Origin of the sequence: Pseudomonas sp. TYF_14, from assembly GCF_043105275.1 — a bacterium.
Taxonomy (GTDB): domain Bacteria; phylum Pseudomonadota; class Gammaproteobacteria; order Pseudomonadales; family Pseudomonadaceae; genus Aquipseudomonas; species Aquipseudomonas alloputida.
The window spans coordinates 117,391-133,944 of record NZ_JBICLK010000009.1; the positions used below are offsets into that span (position 1 = coordinate 117,391).

The following is a 16,554-nucleotide window of genomic DNA, read 5'->3' on the forward strand; positions in this document are numbered from 1 at the left end:
ATGACCCCACAGCAACAGCTCGAGCTCGAGGCCGCCGCGTTCCGGCGCCTGGTCGAACACCTGCAAAAGCGCACCGATGTACAGAACATCGACCTGATGAACCTGTCCGGTTTCTGCCGCAACTGCCTGTCCAAGTGGTACAAGGCCGCCGCTGACGAGCGTCAGCTGGACCTGAGCCTGGATGATGCCCGCGAAGCGGTGTACGGCATGCCATACGCCGAGTGGAAAGCCCAATACCAGAAAGAAGCCAGCGCCGAACAACAAGCGGCGTTCGAAAAAGGAAAACCTCGTGACTGACCTGAATACCCTGCGCGCAAGCCTGGCCAGCGGCCAACATGTATTTGCCGATACCTTGGCGTTCATTGCCGACAACTACAGCTACCAGCCGCAGGCCTTCAACAACGGCGGCGTGGAGAATGCGGCAGGGCAGAACGAAGGTTCGTGCAAAACCCTGGGCCTGGCCTTGCTTGAAGGGCTGAGCGACCAGGAAGCGCTGCTGGCCTTCGGCGAGCACTACCGTGATGTGTTGGCCACGCCTGAGGGTAGCGACCATGGCAACATCCGTGCACTGATCAAACACGGTCTGGCGGGCGTGAAGTTTGCTGCGCAGCCGCTTGCGCGCAAGGCTTGAGATTGCCGGGGCCGCTTTGCGGCCCCACGATCCTGCGCCCACCCTCAATCCATGATGGTGCCAGGCCCCCCGCCTTCCAGCCTCCCCTGCCGCAACCACTGCAAGGCCACCGGCCACAGGCTTTCGCGAAACCGGTCATGGAAAAACGCGAAATGGCCAATTTCCTCGGCCGAGATATCCACAGGTGCAATGCGCAGGTGCTTTCGCTCGGCACCCTGTAGATAACCCAACAAACGCTCGGTCGCCGCCACGGTCCCGAAAGGATCGTCAGTCAGACTGATGGCCAACGTCGTCGCACGCACCTGGGCGAAAGGTAGCGCCGCCAACGCCCGCCCGCTGGGGCGGTGCTCATAACGTGGGGTACGCGTGGTCCAGTCGTGCACCACGCCGGATGGCGTGTCTTCCAGCCACCCCAGGCGCTTGCCGGGAAAATAGCCGAATACCCGGGTCAGCAGCGGCATGACCACATGCCACTTGCCGAACAGCTGCCAGCGCTGGTTGGCCGCATAGTCGCGCCAGTAGGCGAACTGCGCGCCAACCATCACGACCCGACGGATCTGGCCAGCCGATGGTGCCAGGCCTACTGCACAACCGCCGAAACTGTGCCCCACCACGTCCACCGGCTGACCTGGAAAATGCGCTGCCGCGTGCGCCAGCATGGCTTCGAAATCCAATCGGCCCCAGTCGCTCCAGGAGGCCTGGAAACCACGCAGCGAAGCCGGCCGGGATTCGCCGATGCCACGGTAGTCGTAGGTCAGCACATCGCAGCCGTGGGCGAACAGGTAGTCGGCAAAGCGGGCGTAATAGCGGCAGCGTACCGAAGTGGCAGCGTTGATGATCACCAGCGGGCGCTGGGGATCAGGTTGGGCGCGGCGCCAGCAGAAGCCGCCGAGGCTGTATCCGTCGGCCGCGGGGTGGCGAAATGGGGTAGCGGGTTGGATGAGGCTACTCATGGCGCATGTCCTGTTGTTGTGCGCCAAAACTAGCAAAGATTTTGTAGCCTGTACTGGCCTCTTCGCGGGTGAACCCGCTCCTACAGGGGGAGAACCTGTGGGAGCGGGCTTGCCCGCGAAGAGGCCGGTACAGGCTTACCCGATTACAGCTCGACGCAGTCGAACTTCACATCGGTGGCCACGTCTTTGTCGTAGTCAACGTCAGCGCGCTCGAAGCCGAACAGGTTGAGGAACTGCTTCTTGTAACCGGCGTAGTCAGTCAGCTCGAACAGGTTCTCGGTGGTCACCTGTGGCCACAGGGCCTTGCAGGCGTTTTGCACGTCGTCACGCAGTTCCCAGTCGTCCAGGCGCAGGCGCCCCTTCTCGTCGACCTCTGCCGGCGCACCGTCGGTACGGTACATACGGTCGCGGTACATGCGGTCGAGCTGGTCCTGAGTGCCTTCGTGAACACCTTTCTCCTGCATGATCTTGAAGACCATCGACAGGTACAGTGGCATCACCGGGATGGCCGAGCTGGCCTGGGTAACCACCGACTTGAGCACCGCCACATTGGCGCCGCCTTTCACTTCACCGGCCAGCTTCTGGTTCAGACGCAGGGCGGTTTCGTCCAGGTCCTGCTTGGCCTGGCCCAGTGCACCGTGCCAGTAGATCGGCCAGGTGATATCGCTGCCGATATAGCTGAAGGCCACGGTGCGAGCGCCTTCGGCCAGTACATTGGCGCCAGCCAGCGCATCGATCCACAGCTGCCAGTCCTGGCCACCCATGACGGTGACGGTATCGGCAATTTCCTGCTCGGTGGCCGGCTCGATGCTGGCCTCGATGATGGTGTCCTTGTTGGTGTCGATGGCGGTCGACTTGTATGGCTGGCCGATCGGCTTGAGTGCCGAGCGAATCACTTCACCGGTCTGCGGCAGCTTGCGCACGGGCGAAGCCAGCGAGTAGATGACCAGGTCGACCTTGCCACCCATTTCGTTCTTGATCAGCTCGATGACCTTGGCGCGAGCTTCGTCGGAGAAGGCGTCACCGTTGATCGACTTGCTGTACAGGCCCTCGGCCTTGGCGAACTTGTCGAAGGCTGCAGCGTTGTACCAGCCAGCAGTGCCGGCCTTGGTCTCGGTGCCTGGTTTTTCGAAGAACACGCCCAGGGTGTCGGCCTTGAAGCCGAAGGCCGCCGTGATGCGGGCAGCCAGGCCGTAGCCGCTGGAAGCACCGATGACCAGGACCTTCTTCGGGCCATCCTCGCGTACGCCCAGCTTGCGGGTGGCTTCGATCTGGTCACGGACGTTGAGCTCGCAGCCCTTCGGGTGAGTCGTGGTGCAGATGAAACCGCGAACCTTAGGATGAATGATGGCCAATGTCTGTACCTCGTCAGGTTTATGCCAGGAAAGCGCCGCTTGGGGCGATTCCGATTGATCAGAGGGTGAGACTACCCCCGCAGGTTATCCGACACATATTACGGGGTGATCAGAGGGATGCAAAACCAGAGTTCTTCTGTGCAGGAAGGACATGGCTGCTTGAAATCCAGATTGGCGGGTTAGAACGCCGGGCACCCATTGATTTGCTTTTCACATCAATCCGAAAGAAAAACAAACTTAACAAATAAGCCAAACCCGCCGATGCTGGCGGCACTACGCCCATTGCACGGAGAACAACAACATGAACGACGTGGTGATCGTCGCCGCAACCCGTACCGCCATCGGCAGCTTCCAGGGCGCCTTGGCCACAGTGCCTGCGGTTGACCTCGGCGCCGCCGTGATCAAGCAACTGCTGAAACAAACCGGGCTGGACCCGGCGCAGGTCGACGAAGTCATCCTCGGCCAAGTGCTCACTGCCGGTGCCGGTCAGAACCCGGCACGCCAGGCAGCGATCAAGGCTGGCCTACCCTTCAGCGTACCGGCCCTGACCCTGAACAAGGTCTGCGGCTCGGGCCTCAAGGCCCTGCACCTTGCCGCCCAGGCGATCCGCTGTGGCGATGCCGAGGTGGTGATTGCCGGTGGCCAGGAGAACATGAGCCTTGCCCCCTACGTGATGCCCTCGGCCCGCACCGGCCAGCGCATGGGCCATGGCCAACTGATCGATAGCATGATCACGGACGGCCTGTGGGATGCCTTCAATGACTACCACATGGGCATCACTGCCGAAAACCTGGTGGACAAGTACGGCCTCAGCCGTGAGCAGCAGGATGCCTTTGCTGCCGAATCGCAGCGCAAGGCAGTGGCAGCGATCGAGGCTGGCCGTTTCGACGCTGAAATCACCCCCATCGTGCTGCCGCAGAAAAAGGGCGAGCCCAAGGTTTTTGCCCGTGACGAGCAACCACGCCCGGACACCACCGCCGAGTCCCTGGCCAAACTGCGCCCGGCCTTCAAGAAGGACGGCAGCGTCACCGCAGGCAATGCCTCCAGCCTGAACGATGGCGCCGCCGCCGTGCTTTTGATGAGCGCAGCGAAGGCCGAGGCGTTGGGCCTGCCGGTGCTGGCGAAGATCGCCGCCTACGCCAGTGCCGGGGTAGACCCCGCGATCATGGGCATTGGTCCGGTTTCGGCGACCCAGCGTTGCCTGGACAAGGCCGGTTGGCAACTGGCCGAACTGGACCTGATCGAAGCCAACGAAGCCTTTGCCGCCCAGGCGCTGGCCGTGGGCAATGCGCTGGCATGGGATGCCGCGCGGGTTAACGTCAATGGAGGAGCGATTGCCCTGGGCCACCCGATTGGTGCTTCCGGGTGCAGGGTGCTGGTGACCCTGTTGCACGAGATGATCAAACGGGATGCCAAAAAAGGCCTGGCGACCTTGTGCATTGGTGGTGGGCAAGGGGTGGCGCTGGCCATCGAACGTTGATTGATTCACGCAGGCCCGGCCTCTTCGCGGGTAAACCCGCTCCTACGCTGATCGGTGGCGGACACACATCGGTGATTGCGCGCAGGCCGTCGTAGGAGCGGGTTCACCCGCGAAGAGGCCGGCACAGGCGGCAACCGTTCAAGCTGCGGCTCGGGCCTGCTCCAGCGAAGCGGCCAGCACCGCCACTTCCTGGCACTTCTGCACGGCCAGTTCCACTGGACTCTCCAGCAACGAACAAGCCGGCGCCAACCACAGCCGCTCACCCAGGCGTTCATGGGCTTCGTGCAGCAGCCCCAGGGTCTTGCCCAAATCACAAGGCGAGGCGTTGCGACCGTCGACCAGGCCCAGCGACAGTACCTTGTAGGCCGGCAGGCGATCGAGAATGGTCTGGTACTGCTCGGGCGCCTGAACCAGATCGACGTGCAGGCCATCAACCGGCAGGTTGGCGGCCAGGCCGAGGTTGCCTTCCAGGCCACCGAAGTACGTGGCGATCAGCTTCTTCAACGGTGCGCGTTGAAGGATGTTGTAGACGCGTTCATAGGCGTTTTTCCAGTCCTGGGGCAGCGCCTGGGCGAGGATGGGTTCATCGATCTGCACCCATTCAACGCCCAGGGCGGCCAGGCGGTTGAGGAGCTGGTCATACACAGGCAGCAGGCGGTCAAGCAGCTCCAGCTTGTCGAAGTCACCGCCCAGGGTCTGGCCCTGCCACAGGTAGGTCAAAGGGCCGATCACTACCGGCTTCACTGCATGACCCAGAGCCTTGGCGTGCTCCACTTCTTCGAACAGTGGTTCCCAGTTCAGAACGAACGGCTGATCGCCTGCGCTAAGCACGTGGCTGTCCCAGGCGAAGTCGCCGACCGGCAGCAGCTCGATGCCAGCGTCTTTCTGCACCTGCCAGTGGCGGGCACGCAGCTCGCGGTCACGGCCGATGTGTGGAAAGCCCAGGTTATGTGCCAGTGCCATGTCTTGTCCCTTCAGCATGCTTGAATGAATGAGGGGATTCTCCGGCTGGCGGAGTATTGAGACAAACTCATTAAATTTGAGATGAACAGAAGAAATCTTCATGATCATGCTGTCATGGTCTTCGCGCCCCATGTCTCATTCAGATCACCACCTTGCGCATCCGGACATGACCCGGCTCGCCTTCTGCCGCACAATGCCACCCTGACCACACCAGGTGCCCGGCCAATATGAGCCTGCTGAAAACCGCCCTGCGCGAACAGAACTTCGTCTGCGTAATGGAGTTCGTCCCCAAGCCTTCCGCAGAACGCTTTGCCGCCATGGAAGCGATCCTGGCCCGTGCGCACCTGTGCGGCTGGCCCATGACCGTGGCCATCGGTGATCGTGTCGGCAGCCCGCTGGACATGTCACCGCTGGACGCCCTCGCCTCGTTCAGCAACCCGGTGCCTGCCCTGCCGCATTTTTCAGGCAAGGATCGCGAACGCCACCACCTGCTCGCCCAATTGCAGCGCATGGACGCCGCCGGCCTCGACCAGCTGTTACTGCTGACTGGCGACCGCCTGCCCGGCCATGAACCTGGCCAGCGCCCGGTGCGTTATCTGGAATCGGTCGCCGCCCTGCAGGTTGCCCGCCAGGCCTGCCCGCACTGGCTGCTGGGTGCGGCGCTGAACCCGTTCAAGTACCACGAGGAAGAAGGCGGCGCCCAGTACTTCAAGGCCGAGAAAAAGCTGGCAGCGGGGGCTGACTTCCTCACCTTGCAGCTGGGCTTCGATGCCGCCAAGCATCAGGAAGCCATACACTGGATGCGCCGTCAGGCCTCACCCAAGCCCATGCTGGCCTGCCTCATGAGCCTCACCCACGGGCGCGCGACGATGCTCGACCACGTGGCCGGCGTGACTGTCACGCCATCCATGCGCGACATGCTCGAAGCGGAGACGGCGCAGTCCAAGGCCTTTGCCCAGGCGCGCAGTGTTGACCGCCTGGCCTTGCAGATTATCGGTACAAAGCTGATGGGCTACGCCGGTGTGCACCTGTCAGGGGTTCACACGCTCGAACAGCTGCTGGCCCTGGAGACCCGTATCGAGTACTGGCAAACCCAGGTTCAGTCCCTGGAGCAATGGGCACCGGCCTGGCACGCCAGCTGGCAGATGCCTGGCCTGCCGGCGGTGACCTTCCATCCGCCACAGGCTGGCTGGCGCCTGGACGAGTCACGGGTCGATGCCTCATTCAAGGAAAAAGCCCGCTATCACCTGATGCATGGCATGCACGCACTGCTGTTCAGCCGGCGCAACAGCCTGAGCAAGGCCTTCGGCTGGGCGGTGCGCCAGCCTCTGTGGGGTACACGCGTCGGCGCACACGTGCTGCACACGCTGGAGCGCAGTGTGAAGCGCCCGCTGGTGGGTTGCGACACCTGCGGCCGTTGCCGCCTGGAAGACACCTTGTATATCTGCCCGGAAACCTGCCCTAAAGGCCTGGCCAATGGCCCTTGCGGCGGAACCGCCCTGAACCGCTGCGAGTTCGGCGACCGCGAGTGCATCCACAGCGTCAAGTACCGCACCGCCAAAGCCGTGCGGCAAACCGCTGTGCTGACCGAGCGCCTGATCCCGTGCATCGAGGTCGAAACCCGCCACCGCAGCTCATGGCCGCAGTGGTTCGCAGGGCAGGCACCGCAGCGGCTCAGCCCGCAGCCATTGCCTCGAAGCCAGCCCGAATCGTAGCCTCGGGCAGTTCATCGGCAATGAACACCATCACGCTCTCGCGCGCTTCGCCTGCAGCCCACTCGGCGTCCCAGTCGAAGCCATAAAGCTTGAGCACGCCCTGAAACACCAGCTTGCGCTCCTCGCCGGCAATGTTCAGCACGCCCTTGTAGCGCAGCAGCTGTTTGCCGTGGGTTTCCAGCAGCTCGTTCATGAAGCTGCTGAGGCGGTCGATATCCAGCGGGGCTTCGGTACGCAGCACCATCGTGGAAATGCGGTCCGGGGTGGCAGGCTTGAGCACCGGTCGCAACATCGGTTTCAGGTTCACCCCAAGGTCAGGGTTGAGGTTGAAACCTCGCACATCCAGTAACTCAGCCAGGTCGATGCAGCCGTGTTCGACCACACGGATCGCAGCCCTGCTATTGATGCGGGCCAGGCGTTCGCGCAGGGCTTCAACCGCAGCCGGCTCGACCAGGTCGGTCTTGCTCAGCAGCAGACGATCGGCAAAGCCGACCTGCGCCTGAGCGATGGTCTGGGTCAGGTGCAGTTCGGCATGCGCGGCATCGACGAGGGTGATGATGCCGTCGAGGATGTAGCGCTCACGCAGCTCTTCGTCGATGAAGAACGTTTGCGCGACCGGCGCCGGGTCGGCCAGGCCGGTGCATTCGATCACCAGGCGATCGAAGGCGATTTCCCCGGCATCCAGGCGTTCAAGCAGCAGGTACAGCGCGCGAGTCAGGTCGCCATGGATGCTGCAGCATACACAACCGTTGGCCAAGGTCATGACCTGCACCGGCTGTTCCCCCAGCAGTTGGCTGTCGATGCCGGCCTCGCTGAATTCGTTTTCGATCACGGCGAGCTTCAGGCCATGCTCGGCCTTGAGCATGTACTTGAGCAAGGTGGTCTTGCCGGCACCGAGGAAGCCTGTGAGGACGGTTACGGGAATGGGCATCTGCACGCAAAATACTCCTGAATCTGAAAATGACTGTGGGAGCCGGTTACCCAGGCTCCCACAGGTTTACACGTACCGCAGGCTCAACAGCACTTGGGCCCGGACTTGCCACCGTAACGTGCTTCCTGACGTTCGCGGAAGAATGCCTCGTAGCTCATCACCGGCTTGTCCGGATGCGTTTTCTGCATGTGTTCGACATAGTTGTCGTAGTCGGGCATGCCGACCATCAGGCGGGCTGCCTGCCCCAGGTATTTGCCCAGTCGACCCAAGTCGTTGAACATGATTGCAGTCCTCTCGATTACGCGTCAGGCAACGCCTGGAACGGGGTTTCCTTGTCGCTGCGTTCTTTGCGGCCCAAGGCGGCGTAGCCGACCTTGATGGCGAAGAACAGGATGCTGAAGACCACCAGCAGGAACAAGATCGTCAGGCCCGCGTTGGTGTAGGCGTTGAAGATCACGTGCTGCATCTGCCCGATGTCCTTGGCCGGGGCCAGTACCTGGCCGGCGTCCAGCGCAGTGCTGTACTTCTTGGCCAAGGCCAGGAAGCCGACAGCCGGGTTGGGGTCGAACAGCTTGATCAGGCCTGCAGCCGTGGTGCAGATCAGCAGCCATACGGCCGGCAGCAGGGTGACCCAGATGTAGCGCTGACGCTTCATCTTGATCAGCACCACAGTACCGAGCATCAAGGCGATACCGGCCAGCATCTGGTTGGAGATACCAAACAGCGGCCACAGGGTGTTGATGCCACCCAGCGGGTCGATGACGCCCTGGTACAGCAGATAGCCCCAGAGCGCCACGCAGCCAGCAGTGGCAAGCAGGTTTGCCCCCCACGATTCGGTGCGTTTGAGCGCAGGCACGAAGCTGCCCAGCAGGTCCTGCAGCATGAAGCGCCCGGCACGGGTACCAGCGTCTACCGCCGTGAGAATGAACAGCGCCTCGAACAGGATCGCGAAGTGGTACCAGAAGGCCATGGTGTTTTCACCTGGCAACACCTGGTGCAGGATCTGCGCGATACCGACCGCCAGGGTTGGCGCACCGCCGGCACGGGCCAGGATGGTGTGCTCGCCGATGTCACGGGCAACGGCTTCGAGCTGCTCGGGTGTAATCAGGAAGCCCCAACTGCTGACAGTCTGCGCCACCGACGCGACATCGGTACCGACCACTGCCGCCGGGCTGTTCATGGCGAAGTACACGCCCGGTTCGATCACCGAGGCCGCAACCATGGCCATGATGGCGACGAACGATTCCATCAGCATGCCGCCGTAGCCGATATAGCGGGCGTTGGTTTCGTTATCCAGCAGCTTGGGGGTGGTCCCCGAGGAAATCAGCGCGTGGAAGCCGGACACCGCACCACAGGCAATGGTGATGAACAGGAACGGGAACAGGGTACCCTTCCACACCGGGCCCGTACCGTCGGTGAACTGGGTCAGCGCCGGCATTTTCAGCTCAGGTGCGATGATCAGGATACCGATGGCCAGGCCAAGGATCGTGCCGATCTTGAGGAAGGTCGACAGGTAGTCACGCGGCGCCAGCACCAGCCACACTGGCAGCACGGCGGCGACAAAACCGTAGCCCACCAGCATCCAGGTGATCTGCACGCCGGTGAACGTGAACGCCGGGCCCCACACCGGGTCCGCAGCGATCACGCCGCCCAGCCAGATCGAGGCCAGCAGCAGTACCACACCAACGACCGAGATTTCGCCAATACGGCCCGGACGGATGTAGCGCATGTAGATGCCCATGAACATCGCGATCGGGATGGTCGCCATCACCGTGAACATGCCCCATGGGCTTTCGGCCAGGGCCTTGACCACGATCAACGCCAGCACCGCGAGGATGATGATCATGATCAGGAAACAGCCGAACAGGGCGATGGTGCCCGGGATTCTGCCCATTTCCTCGCGCACCATGTCGCCCAGCGAGCGCCCGTTGCGGCGGGTAGACAGGAACAGGACCATGAAGTCCTGCACCGCACCGGCCAGCACCACGCCGGCGATCAGCCAGAGCGTGCCGGGCAGGTAGCCCATTTGCGCGGCGAGTACCGGCCCGACCAAGGGGCCTGCGCCGGCGATGGCAGCGAAGTGGTGACCGAAAAGAATGTGTTTGTTGGTCGGGACGTAGTCCAGGCCGTCGTTGTTGAGCACCGCCGGGGTGGCACGGCGCGGGTCGAGTTGCATCACCTTGGTGGCGATGAACAGGCTGTAGTAACGATAGGCGACCAGGTAGATGGCCACTGCCGCGACCACGATCCACAAGGCGTTGATCGCCTCGCCGCGACGCAGGGCAACCACACCCAGTGCGCAGGCGCCTATGACTGCCAGCGCCAGCCACGGAATATGGCGTAGCAGGCTATTATTGTTGTTCATGGTTAGCTTCCAGCTGGTGGATTGGAAAGACCGCCCACCGAGTCTAGGGCCAGTCAAGCGGCATTGCCACACTTGCTTCGTTCTAGAGCCTCTGCGGCCAGATTGCAGTACCTGATGCACATGCAACTCTAACTATAGTCAGGATGACACCTGATGACCTATTCGAGGATCCATGCCATGAGCGATCATGACGAACGCCGCCGCTTTCAACGCATCGACTTCGATGCCCCCACCGAGCTGCGCCAGGGGCTGAAACGCTGGCCTGCAAAACTGCTGGACCTTTCACTCAAAGGCTTGCTGATCGAACGCCCGGCAGACTGGGATGCCGACCTGACTCAGGATTTCGACGCCATCATCGACCTGGACAACGAGGTCCGTGTGCAGATGCAGGTCGAACTGCGCCACGAAGAACCGGACCGCCTGGGCTTCATCTGCCTGTACATCGACGTCGATTCGATGACCCATTTGCACCGTCTTGTGGAATTGAACGTGGCTGACAGCACCGAAATGATGCGTGAGCTGCGCGAACTCATCGAATAATGAAATCTCTTAGCTAGCTAATAGCCCTCCCACCTGGTGTTTCTTGTCTACCCAGACAGCTTTAAGCCTGGGTAGCGATGCTTTGTACACACCCTTCTAATACAGCTTCTGCCAAGTTGGTACGCCTTCTGCATTGGGTTTTAGCACACCCTGCAGCCAGACCTGTTCGCGCTCCGATCAAAATATTGTATACAATTCTTGTGGCAATCATTTGTAGGAAGTGTCTACAGTAGCGGCACAACAATAAACAGAGAGCCTGCTCCATGACTACGTCCCCTAGCACGTCTCCCGCCAAGCGACCCGAGGATGAAAACCTCGGCCTTGGTGCCAACCTGGCCTATGGTCTGCAGCATGTGCTGACCATGTATGGTGGGATCGTCGCAGTACCCCTGATCCTGGGGCAGGCCGCGGGCCTGAATGGTGCCGAAATCGGCATGCTGATCGCCGCCTCGCTGTTCGCCGGTGGCCTTGCCACCCTGCTGCAGACCCTTGGCCTGCCGTTCTTCGGTTGCCAGTTGCCACTGGTGCAAGGCGTGTCGTTCGCCGGTGTGGCGACCATGGGTGCGATCCTGAGCAGCGAGGGGGGCGGTGGCCTGCCAGGGGTGCTTGGCGCGGTCATGGCTGCGTCGCTGATCGGCTTTCTGATCACGCCGGTGTTCTCGCGCATCACCAAGTTCTTCCCGCCGCTGGTGACCGGCATCGTCATCACCACCATCGGCCTGACCCTGATGCCGGTTGCCGCACGTTGGGTAATGGGTGGCAATAGCGCCTCGCCGGAGTTCGGCAGCATGGCCAACATCGGCCTGGCCGCGCTGACCTTCGCCATCGTGCTGCTGCTGAGCAAGCTTGGCAGCGCCACCATCTCACGCCTGTCGATCCTGCTGGCCATGGTGGTCGGCACGCTGATCGCCTGGGCATTGGGCATGACCGATTTCAGCAAGGTCGGCGAAGGCCCGATGTTCGCCTTCCCTACGCCTTTCCACTTTGGCATGCCGGAGTTCCACATCGCCGCGATCCTGTCGATGTGTATCGTGATCATGGTCACCCTGGTGGAAACGTCGGCCGATATCCTCGCCGTGGGTGAGATCATCGACACCAAGGTGGACTCCAAGCGCCTGGGCAACGGCCTGCGCGCCGACATGGCATCGAGCATCCTGGCGCCGATTTTCGGTTCGTTCACCCAGAGCGCGTTCGCCCAGAACGTCGGCCTGGTGGCCGTGACCGGGGTCAAGAGCCGCTACGTGGTGGCTACCGGCGGCGTGATTCTGGTGGTACTCGGCTTGCTGCCAGTCATGGGCCGGGTGATTGCCGCCGTGCCTACCCCGGTACTGGGCGGCGCCGGTATCGTGCTGTTCGGCACCGTGGCGGCCAGCGGTATCCGCACCCTGTCCAAGGTCAGCTACAAGAACAACGTCAACCTGATCATCGTCGCGGCCTCGCTGGGCTTCGGCATGATCCCGATTGCCGCACCGACCTTCTACCACCACTTCCCGAACTGGTTCGAGACCATCTTCCACTCCGGCATCAGCTCGGCGGCGATCATGGCCATCCTGCTGAACCTGATCTTCAACCATTTCACCACCGGCAACTCGGAAAACCAGTCAGTGTTCGCTGCAGCCTACGAGCGCACCATCCAGTATTCGGACATTTCCGCGCTGCGTGATGGGGACTACTTCAAGGATGGCAAGCTGTTCGATGCCGAGGGTAACGAAGTGCCGATGCTGGAACTGGACGAGCACGGCAATGAAACGGTCAGGCGCACGGCCGTTGCCGAGCACTGACGGGTTGCAGGAGCGAGCTTGCTCGCTCCTGCACGCTATTCGAACAATGCATCCAGCGCCTGTTCCAGCCGGGTAACGGCAATCACCTGCAACCCCGCAGGCGCTTCTTTCGGCGCATTGCCCTTGGGCACGATGGCACGCTTGAAGCCGTGCTTGGCCGCTTCCTTCAAGCGCTCCTGGCCACTGGGTACCGGGCGTACCTCGCCCGACAATCCGATCTCGCCAAACACCAGCAAACCATGGGCCAGTGGCCGGTTGCGCAAGCTCGACATCACCGCCGCCAGCAGGGCCAGGTCCGAAGCCGTTTCCAGCACCTTCACCCCGCCGACCACGTTGAGAAACACATCCTGGTCATGGGTCGGGATACCGCCATGGCGGTGGAGCACCGCCAACAACATGGCCAGACGGTTCTGGTCCAGGCCCAAGGTTACCCGCCGCGGGTTGGCCAGATGGCTATCGTCGACCAGCGCCTGCACCTCGACCAGCATTGGCCGGGTACCCTCCCAGGTTGCCATCACCACGCTACCCGGCACCTCTTCCTGGGTACGGTTGAGGAAGATCGCCGACGGGTTGGATACCTCCTTGAGGCCACGATCGGTCATGCCGAACACGCCCAGCTCATTGACCGCGCCAAAACGATTCTTGACCGCCCGCAGCAAGCGCAGGCGGCCATCGGACTCACCTTCGAAATACAGCACCGTGTCGACCATGTGCTCCAGCACCCTTGGGCCAGCCAGCGAGCCCTCCTTGGTCACGTGGCCGACCAGGAAGATTGCCGTACCGCTTTGCTTGGCATAGCGCACCAGCAACGCTGTGCTTTCGCGCACCTGGGCCACGCCGCCCGGGGCCGATTGCAACTGCTCGGTGAAAATGGTCTGGATCGAGTCGATCACCATTACCCGCGGCTTCTCGACCCGCGCCGTGGCAATGATCGTCTCGATGCAGGTTTCGGTCATCACCTTGAGTTGGTCCTGGGGTAGGCCCAGCCGCCGCGAGCGCATGGCCACCTGCTGCTGCGACTCCTCCCCCGTGACATACAGGGCCGGCATGCCCACGGCAATGTTGCACAAGGTCTGTAGCAAAATGGTCGACTTGCCGATGCCGGGGTCACCGCCAATCAGCACCACCGAGCCATCCACCAGGCCGCCACCCAGCACGCGGTCCAGTTCGGTGCTGCTGGTCGTGAAACGCGGGATTTCCTCGACACTGACTTCGGCCAGGGTCTTGATCTGCGCCTGCTGCCCTGTCCAGCCAGCGCGACCGCTGCTGGGTGCAGCAGCGCCGCCGCTTTCGATCATGGTTTCGACCAGGGTGTTCCAGGCCCCGCATTCGCCGCACTGGCCGGCCCATTTGGGGAAGGTCGCGCCGCATTCGGTGCAGCCATACAAGCGCTTGGCCTTGGCCATGGGTGAGGTCTCCTGGAAAAATTCGCCATGATAGCTGAGCAGGACGTGTCTCGAACGCCTCGGGATGCGACAAAACTATTCGTTCTAACTGCAGTCAGTAGCCCTGAACACAACGCATGAAGCGTTTAAGTGGCTTACACTGCCTTAACCTTACCTTTTGTTACAAGGAACCAAACATGGGCATGCTCAACGAGTTCAAGGCTTTCGCAGTCAAAGGCAATGTCGTCGACATGGCGGTCGGTATCATCATCGGCGCGGCCTTCGGCAAGATCGTCTCGTCCTTCGTCGGCGACGTGATCATGCCGCCACTGGGCCTGCTGATCGGTGGCGTGGACTTCAGCGACCTGGCCATTACCCTGAAGGCTGCCGAAGGTGACGTGCCAGCGGTGATGCTGGCGTATGGCAAGTTCATCCAGACCGTGATCGACTTCCTGATCGTGGCCTTTGCCATCTTCATGGGCGTGAAGGCGATCAACAAGCTCAAGCGTGAAGAAGCCGTGGCACCGACTACACCGCCTGTGCCTTCGGCTGAAGAGACGCTGCTGACCGAGATTCGCGATTTGCTCAAGACGCAGAACCAGAACCGCTTGCCTTGAAATTGCCGGGGGCGCTGTAGGGGCGGGCCTGCTGGCGAAGAGTCCAGTGCGGTGGATGGCACCGGCTTCGCCGGTGTTCGCGGGTGAACCGCGCCTACAGGCCCCACAACGGCCGCAATGGTCTTACCAGTAGTTCTCGACAGCCACCTGCCCGGGCCGCTTGCTCAGGCTCAATTGCAGGTCTCGCGCCTTGAGGACCTTGCGGGTTTCGTCGATCATTTCCGGGTTACCGCACAGCATCACCCGCGAATGCTCCGGCGACAGCTCAAGCCCTGCCGCCTTCTCCAGCTCGCCATTCTCGATCAACGTGGTAATGCGCTGATTCAACGCCCCAGGGTGTTGTTCACGGGTCACCACGGGAATGAACTGCAACTTGCCCGCGTACTCGGCCAGGTACTCGCGCTGTTCCAGCCCAGCAATTTCATCCACATAAGCCAGCTCCTTCGCTTCGCGCACTGAATACACCAGCTTGATGCTGTCGAAGCGCTCCCAGGCCTCGAAGTCCTGCAGGATCGACATAAAGGGCGCAATGCCGGTACCGGTAGCCAGCAGCCACAGGTCACGACCTCCGACGAAGCGGTCGAGGGTGAGAAAACCAAACGCCTGGCGGTCGATCAGCAACGTATCGCCTGCCCCCAAACGGCTCAGCTCACTGGTGAATTCACCACCTGGCACCACGATGGAAAAGAAATCCAGGTGCTCGTCATGAGGGGCGCTGACCATGGAATAGGCGCGCCACACCACACTACCATCGGCCTTGGTCACACCTAGCCGGGCAAATTGGCCGGAACGGAAACGGAACCCCGCATCGCGCGTAACCCGCAGGCTGAAGAGGTTCGGCGTCAGTGGCTGAACATCGAGCAGTGTCTGGCGAGTGAACTTTTCGGCGCTAGCGGTCATATCGGGCTCCAGGGTTGGCGTGTGCACAGTGTCGCCTAAAGTGGCCAGGATAAAAACCACCGCTTTGTAGGGCCTCATCCAGGGTGAACGCGCCGAACTCGCAGAAAATCCTGTTCGCTATAACAAAAAAATCCCAACAGGATGGTAGGTCTTTTCCTACAATCATCCGGGTACTCAAACGGATTGGATCCTGCGCGCCCCAAGGAGTGTTTCAAATGCTTCACTGGAAACCCGAGTATCTTCGTGCGTTCGTCAGCGAGCGCAGCCCGCAGAAGCTATTCGACATCGCAGTCCATCTGGCTCAGGACCTGGACATGGATTACCTTGGGCTGAACATCCGCATTCAGATCGCTACACAAACGCCAAGGCTGTACCTCTACAGCAACTACCCAAGTGAGTGGATCGAGCGCTACCAGCGCGACGACTTCTACAAGCAGGACCCGGCGGCGAACCTGAGCCACAGCTCGACGATGCCGGTGCTGTGGACCGATGAACTTTACAAGGAAGCCCCGCAATTTCGCGAAATGGCCTGCCTGCATGGCTTGCGGCACGGCTGGACACAGTCGCTTCACGATCAGCAGCACAACGAAAGCCAGATCAGTGTCGCTCGGCCAAATGGCCCCATCGATGAGGTCGAACTGTACGACAAAGCTGGGAGCGTGCAGTGGCTGTGCCACACACTTCACGCGGTACTGGGCGAGCACCATCTGAACGCGCTATGCCCACCCCAACCGAAAATGAGCGAGCGCGAACTGGAAGTGCTGAAATGGTCTGCCGCCGGCAAGACCGCTGCCGATGTTGCCTCCATCCTCTCGCTGTCGCAAAGCACGGTCAATTTCCATATCCGCAGCGTGATCACCAAGACCAACGCAGCCAACAAGGCCGGAGCCATTGCCATTGCCGCCTTGCGTGGCTGGATCTGATCTTCGAACCTGCGA

Annotated in this window: 16 protein-coding genes; 8 read left to right on the forward strand and 8 right to left on the reverse strand. The window is 61.6% G+C overall.

The genetic code is table 11. The annotated features are described in order from the left end of the window. Both ACF8O8_RS03630 and ACF8O8_RS03635 read left to right on the forward strand, forming a co-directional pair. Positions 1-297, forward strand: coding sequence for a DUF1244 domain-containing protein (locus ACF8O8_RS03630; protein ID WP_010955294.1), 297 nt, complete (start codon positions 1-3; stop codon positions 295-297). Beyond that, positions 290-631, forward strand: coding sequence for a HopJ type III effector protein (locus ACF8O8_RS03635; RefSeq protein WP_014592347.1), 342 nt, complete (start codon positions 290-292; stop codon positions 629-631). The genes ACF8O8_RS03630 and ACF8O8_RS03635 overlap by 8 nt, the downstream gene beginning before the upstream one ends. Positions 632-675: 44 nt before the next feature. On the opposite strand, the gene ACF8O8_RS03640 is transcribed toward ACF8O8_RS03635, so the two are convergent. Together ACF8O8_RS03640 and fabV are read right to left on the reverse strand one after the other, a co-directional pair. Next, positions 676-1,584 carry an alpha/beta fold hydrolase gene (locus ACF8O8_RS03640; RefSeq protein WP_392509258.1) on the reverse strand — a complete coding sequence of 303 codons (909 nt, stop codon included), beginning with the start codon at positions 1,582-1,584 and terminating at the stop codon, positions 676-678. A 143-nt stretch (positions 1,585-1,727) separates the two neighbouring features. Beyond that, a complete protein-coding gene (gene fabV, locus ACF8O8_RS03645; RefSeq protein ID WP_010955296.1) occupies positions 1,728-2,939 on the reverse strand; it encodes an enoyl-ACP reductase FabV in 1,212 nt (403 codons plus the stop codon). Positions 2,940-3,240: 301 nt separating this feature from the next. Here fabV and ACF8O8_RS03650 point away from each other — a divergent pair, with 301 nt between their 5' ends. Next, positions 3,241-4,419: an acetyl-CoA C-acetyltransferase gene (locus tag ACF8O8_RS03650; protein WP_392509259.1), complete on the forward strand. Its 1,179-nt coding sequence runs from the start codon at positions 3,241-3,243 to the stop codon at positions 4,417-4,419. 138 nt (positions 4,420-4,557) lie between these two features. On the opposite strand, the gene ACF8O8_RS03655 is transcribed toward ACF8O8_RS03650, so the two are convergent. Further along, complete coding sequence (locus ACF8O8_RS03655; RefSeq protein WP_129932564.1) at positions 4,558-5,382, reverse strand: 5-methyltetrahydropteroyltriglutamate--homocysteine methyltransferase; 825 nt, start codon at positions 5,380-5,382, stop codon at positions 4,558-4,560. A gap of 227 nt (positions 5,383-5,609) precedes the next feature. On the opposite strand from ACF8O8_RS03655, the gene ACF8O8_RS03660 reads away from it, so the two are divergent. Continuing rightward, positions 5,610-7,097 carry a methylenetetrahydrofolate reductase C-terminal domain-containing protein gene (locus ACF8O8_RS03660; protein ID WP_010955299.1) on the forward strand — a complete coding sequence of 496 codons (1,488 nt, stop codon included), beginning with the start codon at positions 5,610-5,612 and terminating at the stop codon, positions 7,095-7,097. On the opposite strand, the gene yjiA is transcribed toward ACF8O8_RS03660, so the two are convergent. From yjiA to ACF8O8_RS03675, 3 genes are all read right to left on the reverse strand, one after another. Continuing rightward, the gene (yjiA, locus tag ACF8O8_RS03665) at positions 7,057-8,034 is read right to left on the reverse strand and encodes a GTPase (RefSeq protein ID WP_049587087.1); all 978 of its coding nucleotides are present in this window, start codon (positions 8,032-8,034) and stop codon (positions 7,057-7,059) included. The genes ACF8O8_RS03660 and yjiA overlap by 41 nt on opposite strands. A gap of 77 nt (positions 8,035-8,111) precedes the next feature. Then, positions 8,112-8,309, reverse strand: coding sequence for a YbdD/YjiX family protein (locus ACF8O8_RS03670; protein WP_003251633.1), 198 nt, complete (start codon positions 8,307-8,309; stop codon positions 8,112-8,114). 17 nt (positions 8,310-8,326) lie between these two features. Continuing rightward, the gene (locus ACF8O8_RS03675) at positions 8,327-10,393 is read right to left on the reverse strand and encodes a carbon starvation CstA family protein (protein ID WP_004577217.1); all 2,067 of its coding nucleotides are present in this window, start codon (positions 10,391-10,393) and stop codon (positions 8,327-8,329) included. A gap of 177 nt (positions 10,394-10,570) precedes the next feature. Between ACF8O8_RS03675 and ACF8O8_RS03680 the strand changes: the two genes are divergently transcribed. Then, positions 10,571-10,933 carry a PilZ domain-containing protein gene (locus tag ACF8O8_RS03680; protein ID WP_029615590.1) on the forward strand — a complete coding sequence of 121 codons (363 nt, stop codon included), beginning with the start codon at positions 10,571-10,573 and terminating at the stop codon, positions 10,931-10,933. Positions 10,934-11,196: 263 nt separating this feature from the next. Continuing rightward, positions 11,197-12,714, forward strand: a complete 1,518-nt coding sequence (locus ACF8O8_RS03685; protein ID WP_010955302.1) for a nucleobase:cation symporter-2 family protein — start codon at positions 11,197-11,199, stop codon at positions 12,712-12,714. Between the two features lie 35 nt (positions 12,715-12,749). Here the strand turns inward: ACF8O8_RS03685 and radA are convergent, their stop codons facing one another. Then, positions 12,750-14,120: a DNA repair protein RadA gene (gene radA, locus ACF8O8_RS03690; protein WP_003251626.1), complete on the reverse strand. Its 1,371-nt coding sequence runs from the start codon at positions 14,118-14,120 to the stop codon at positions 12,750-12,752. 176 nt (positions 14,121-14,296) lie between these two features. On the opposite strand from radA, the gene mscL reads away from it, so the two are divergent. After that, entirely contained in the window at positions 14,297-14,716 is a 420-nt protein-coding gene (gene mscL, locus ACF8O8_RS03695) for a large-conductance mechanosensitive channel protein MscL (protein WP_020193520.1), read from the forward strand. Positions 14,717-14,839: 123 nt separating this feature from the next. On the opposite strand, the gene ACF8O8_RS03700 is transcribed toward mscL, so the two are convergent. Continuing rightward, positions 14,840-15,616 (reverse strand): ferredoxin--NADP reductase, encoded by a 777-nt coding sequence (locus tag ACF8O8_RS03700; protein ID WP_010955304.1) that lies wholly within the window; start codon positions 15,614-15,616, stop codon positions 14,840-14,842. Positions 15,617-15,831: 215 nt separating this feature from the next. Between ACF8O8_RS03700 and ACF8O8_RS03705 the strand changes: the two genes are divergently transcribed. Next, positions 15,832-16,539, forward strand: a complete 708-nt coding sequence (locus ACF8O8_RS03705; RefSeq protein WP_392509260.1) for an autoinducer binding domain-containing protein — start codon at positions 15,832-15,834, stop codon at positions 16,537-16,539. The last annotated feature ends 15 nt before the right edge of the window (positions 16,540-16,554 follow it).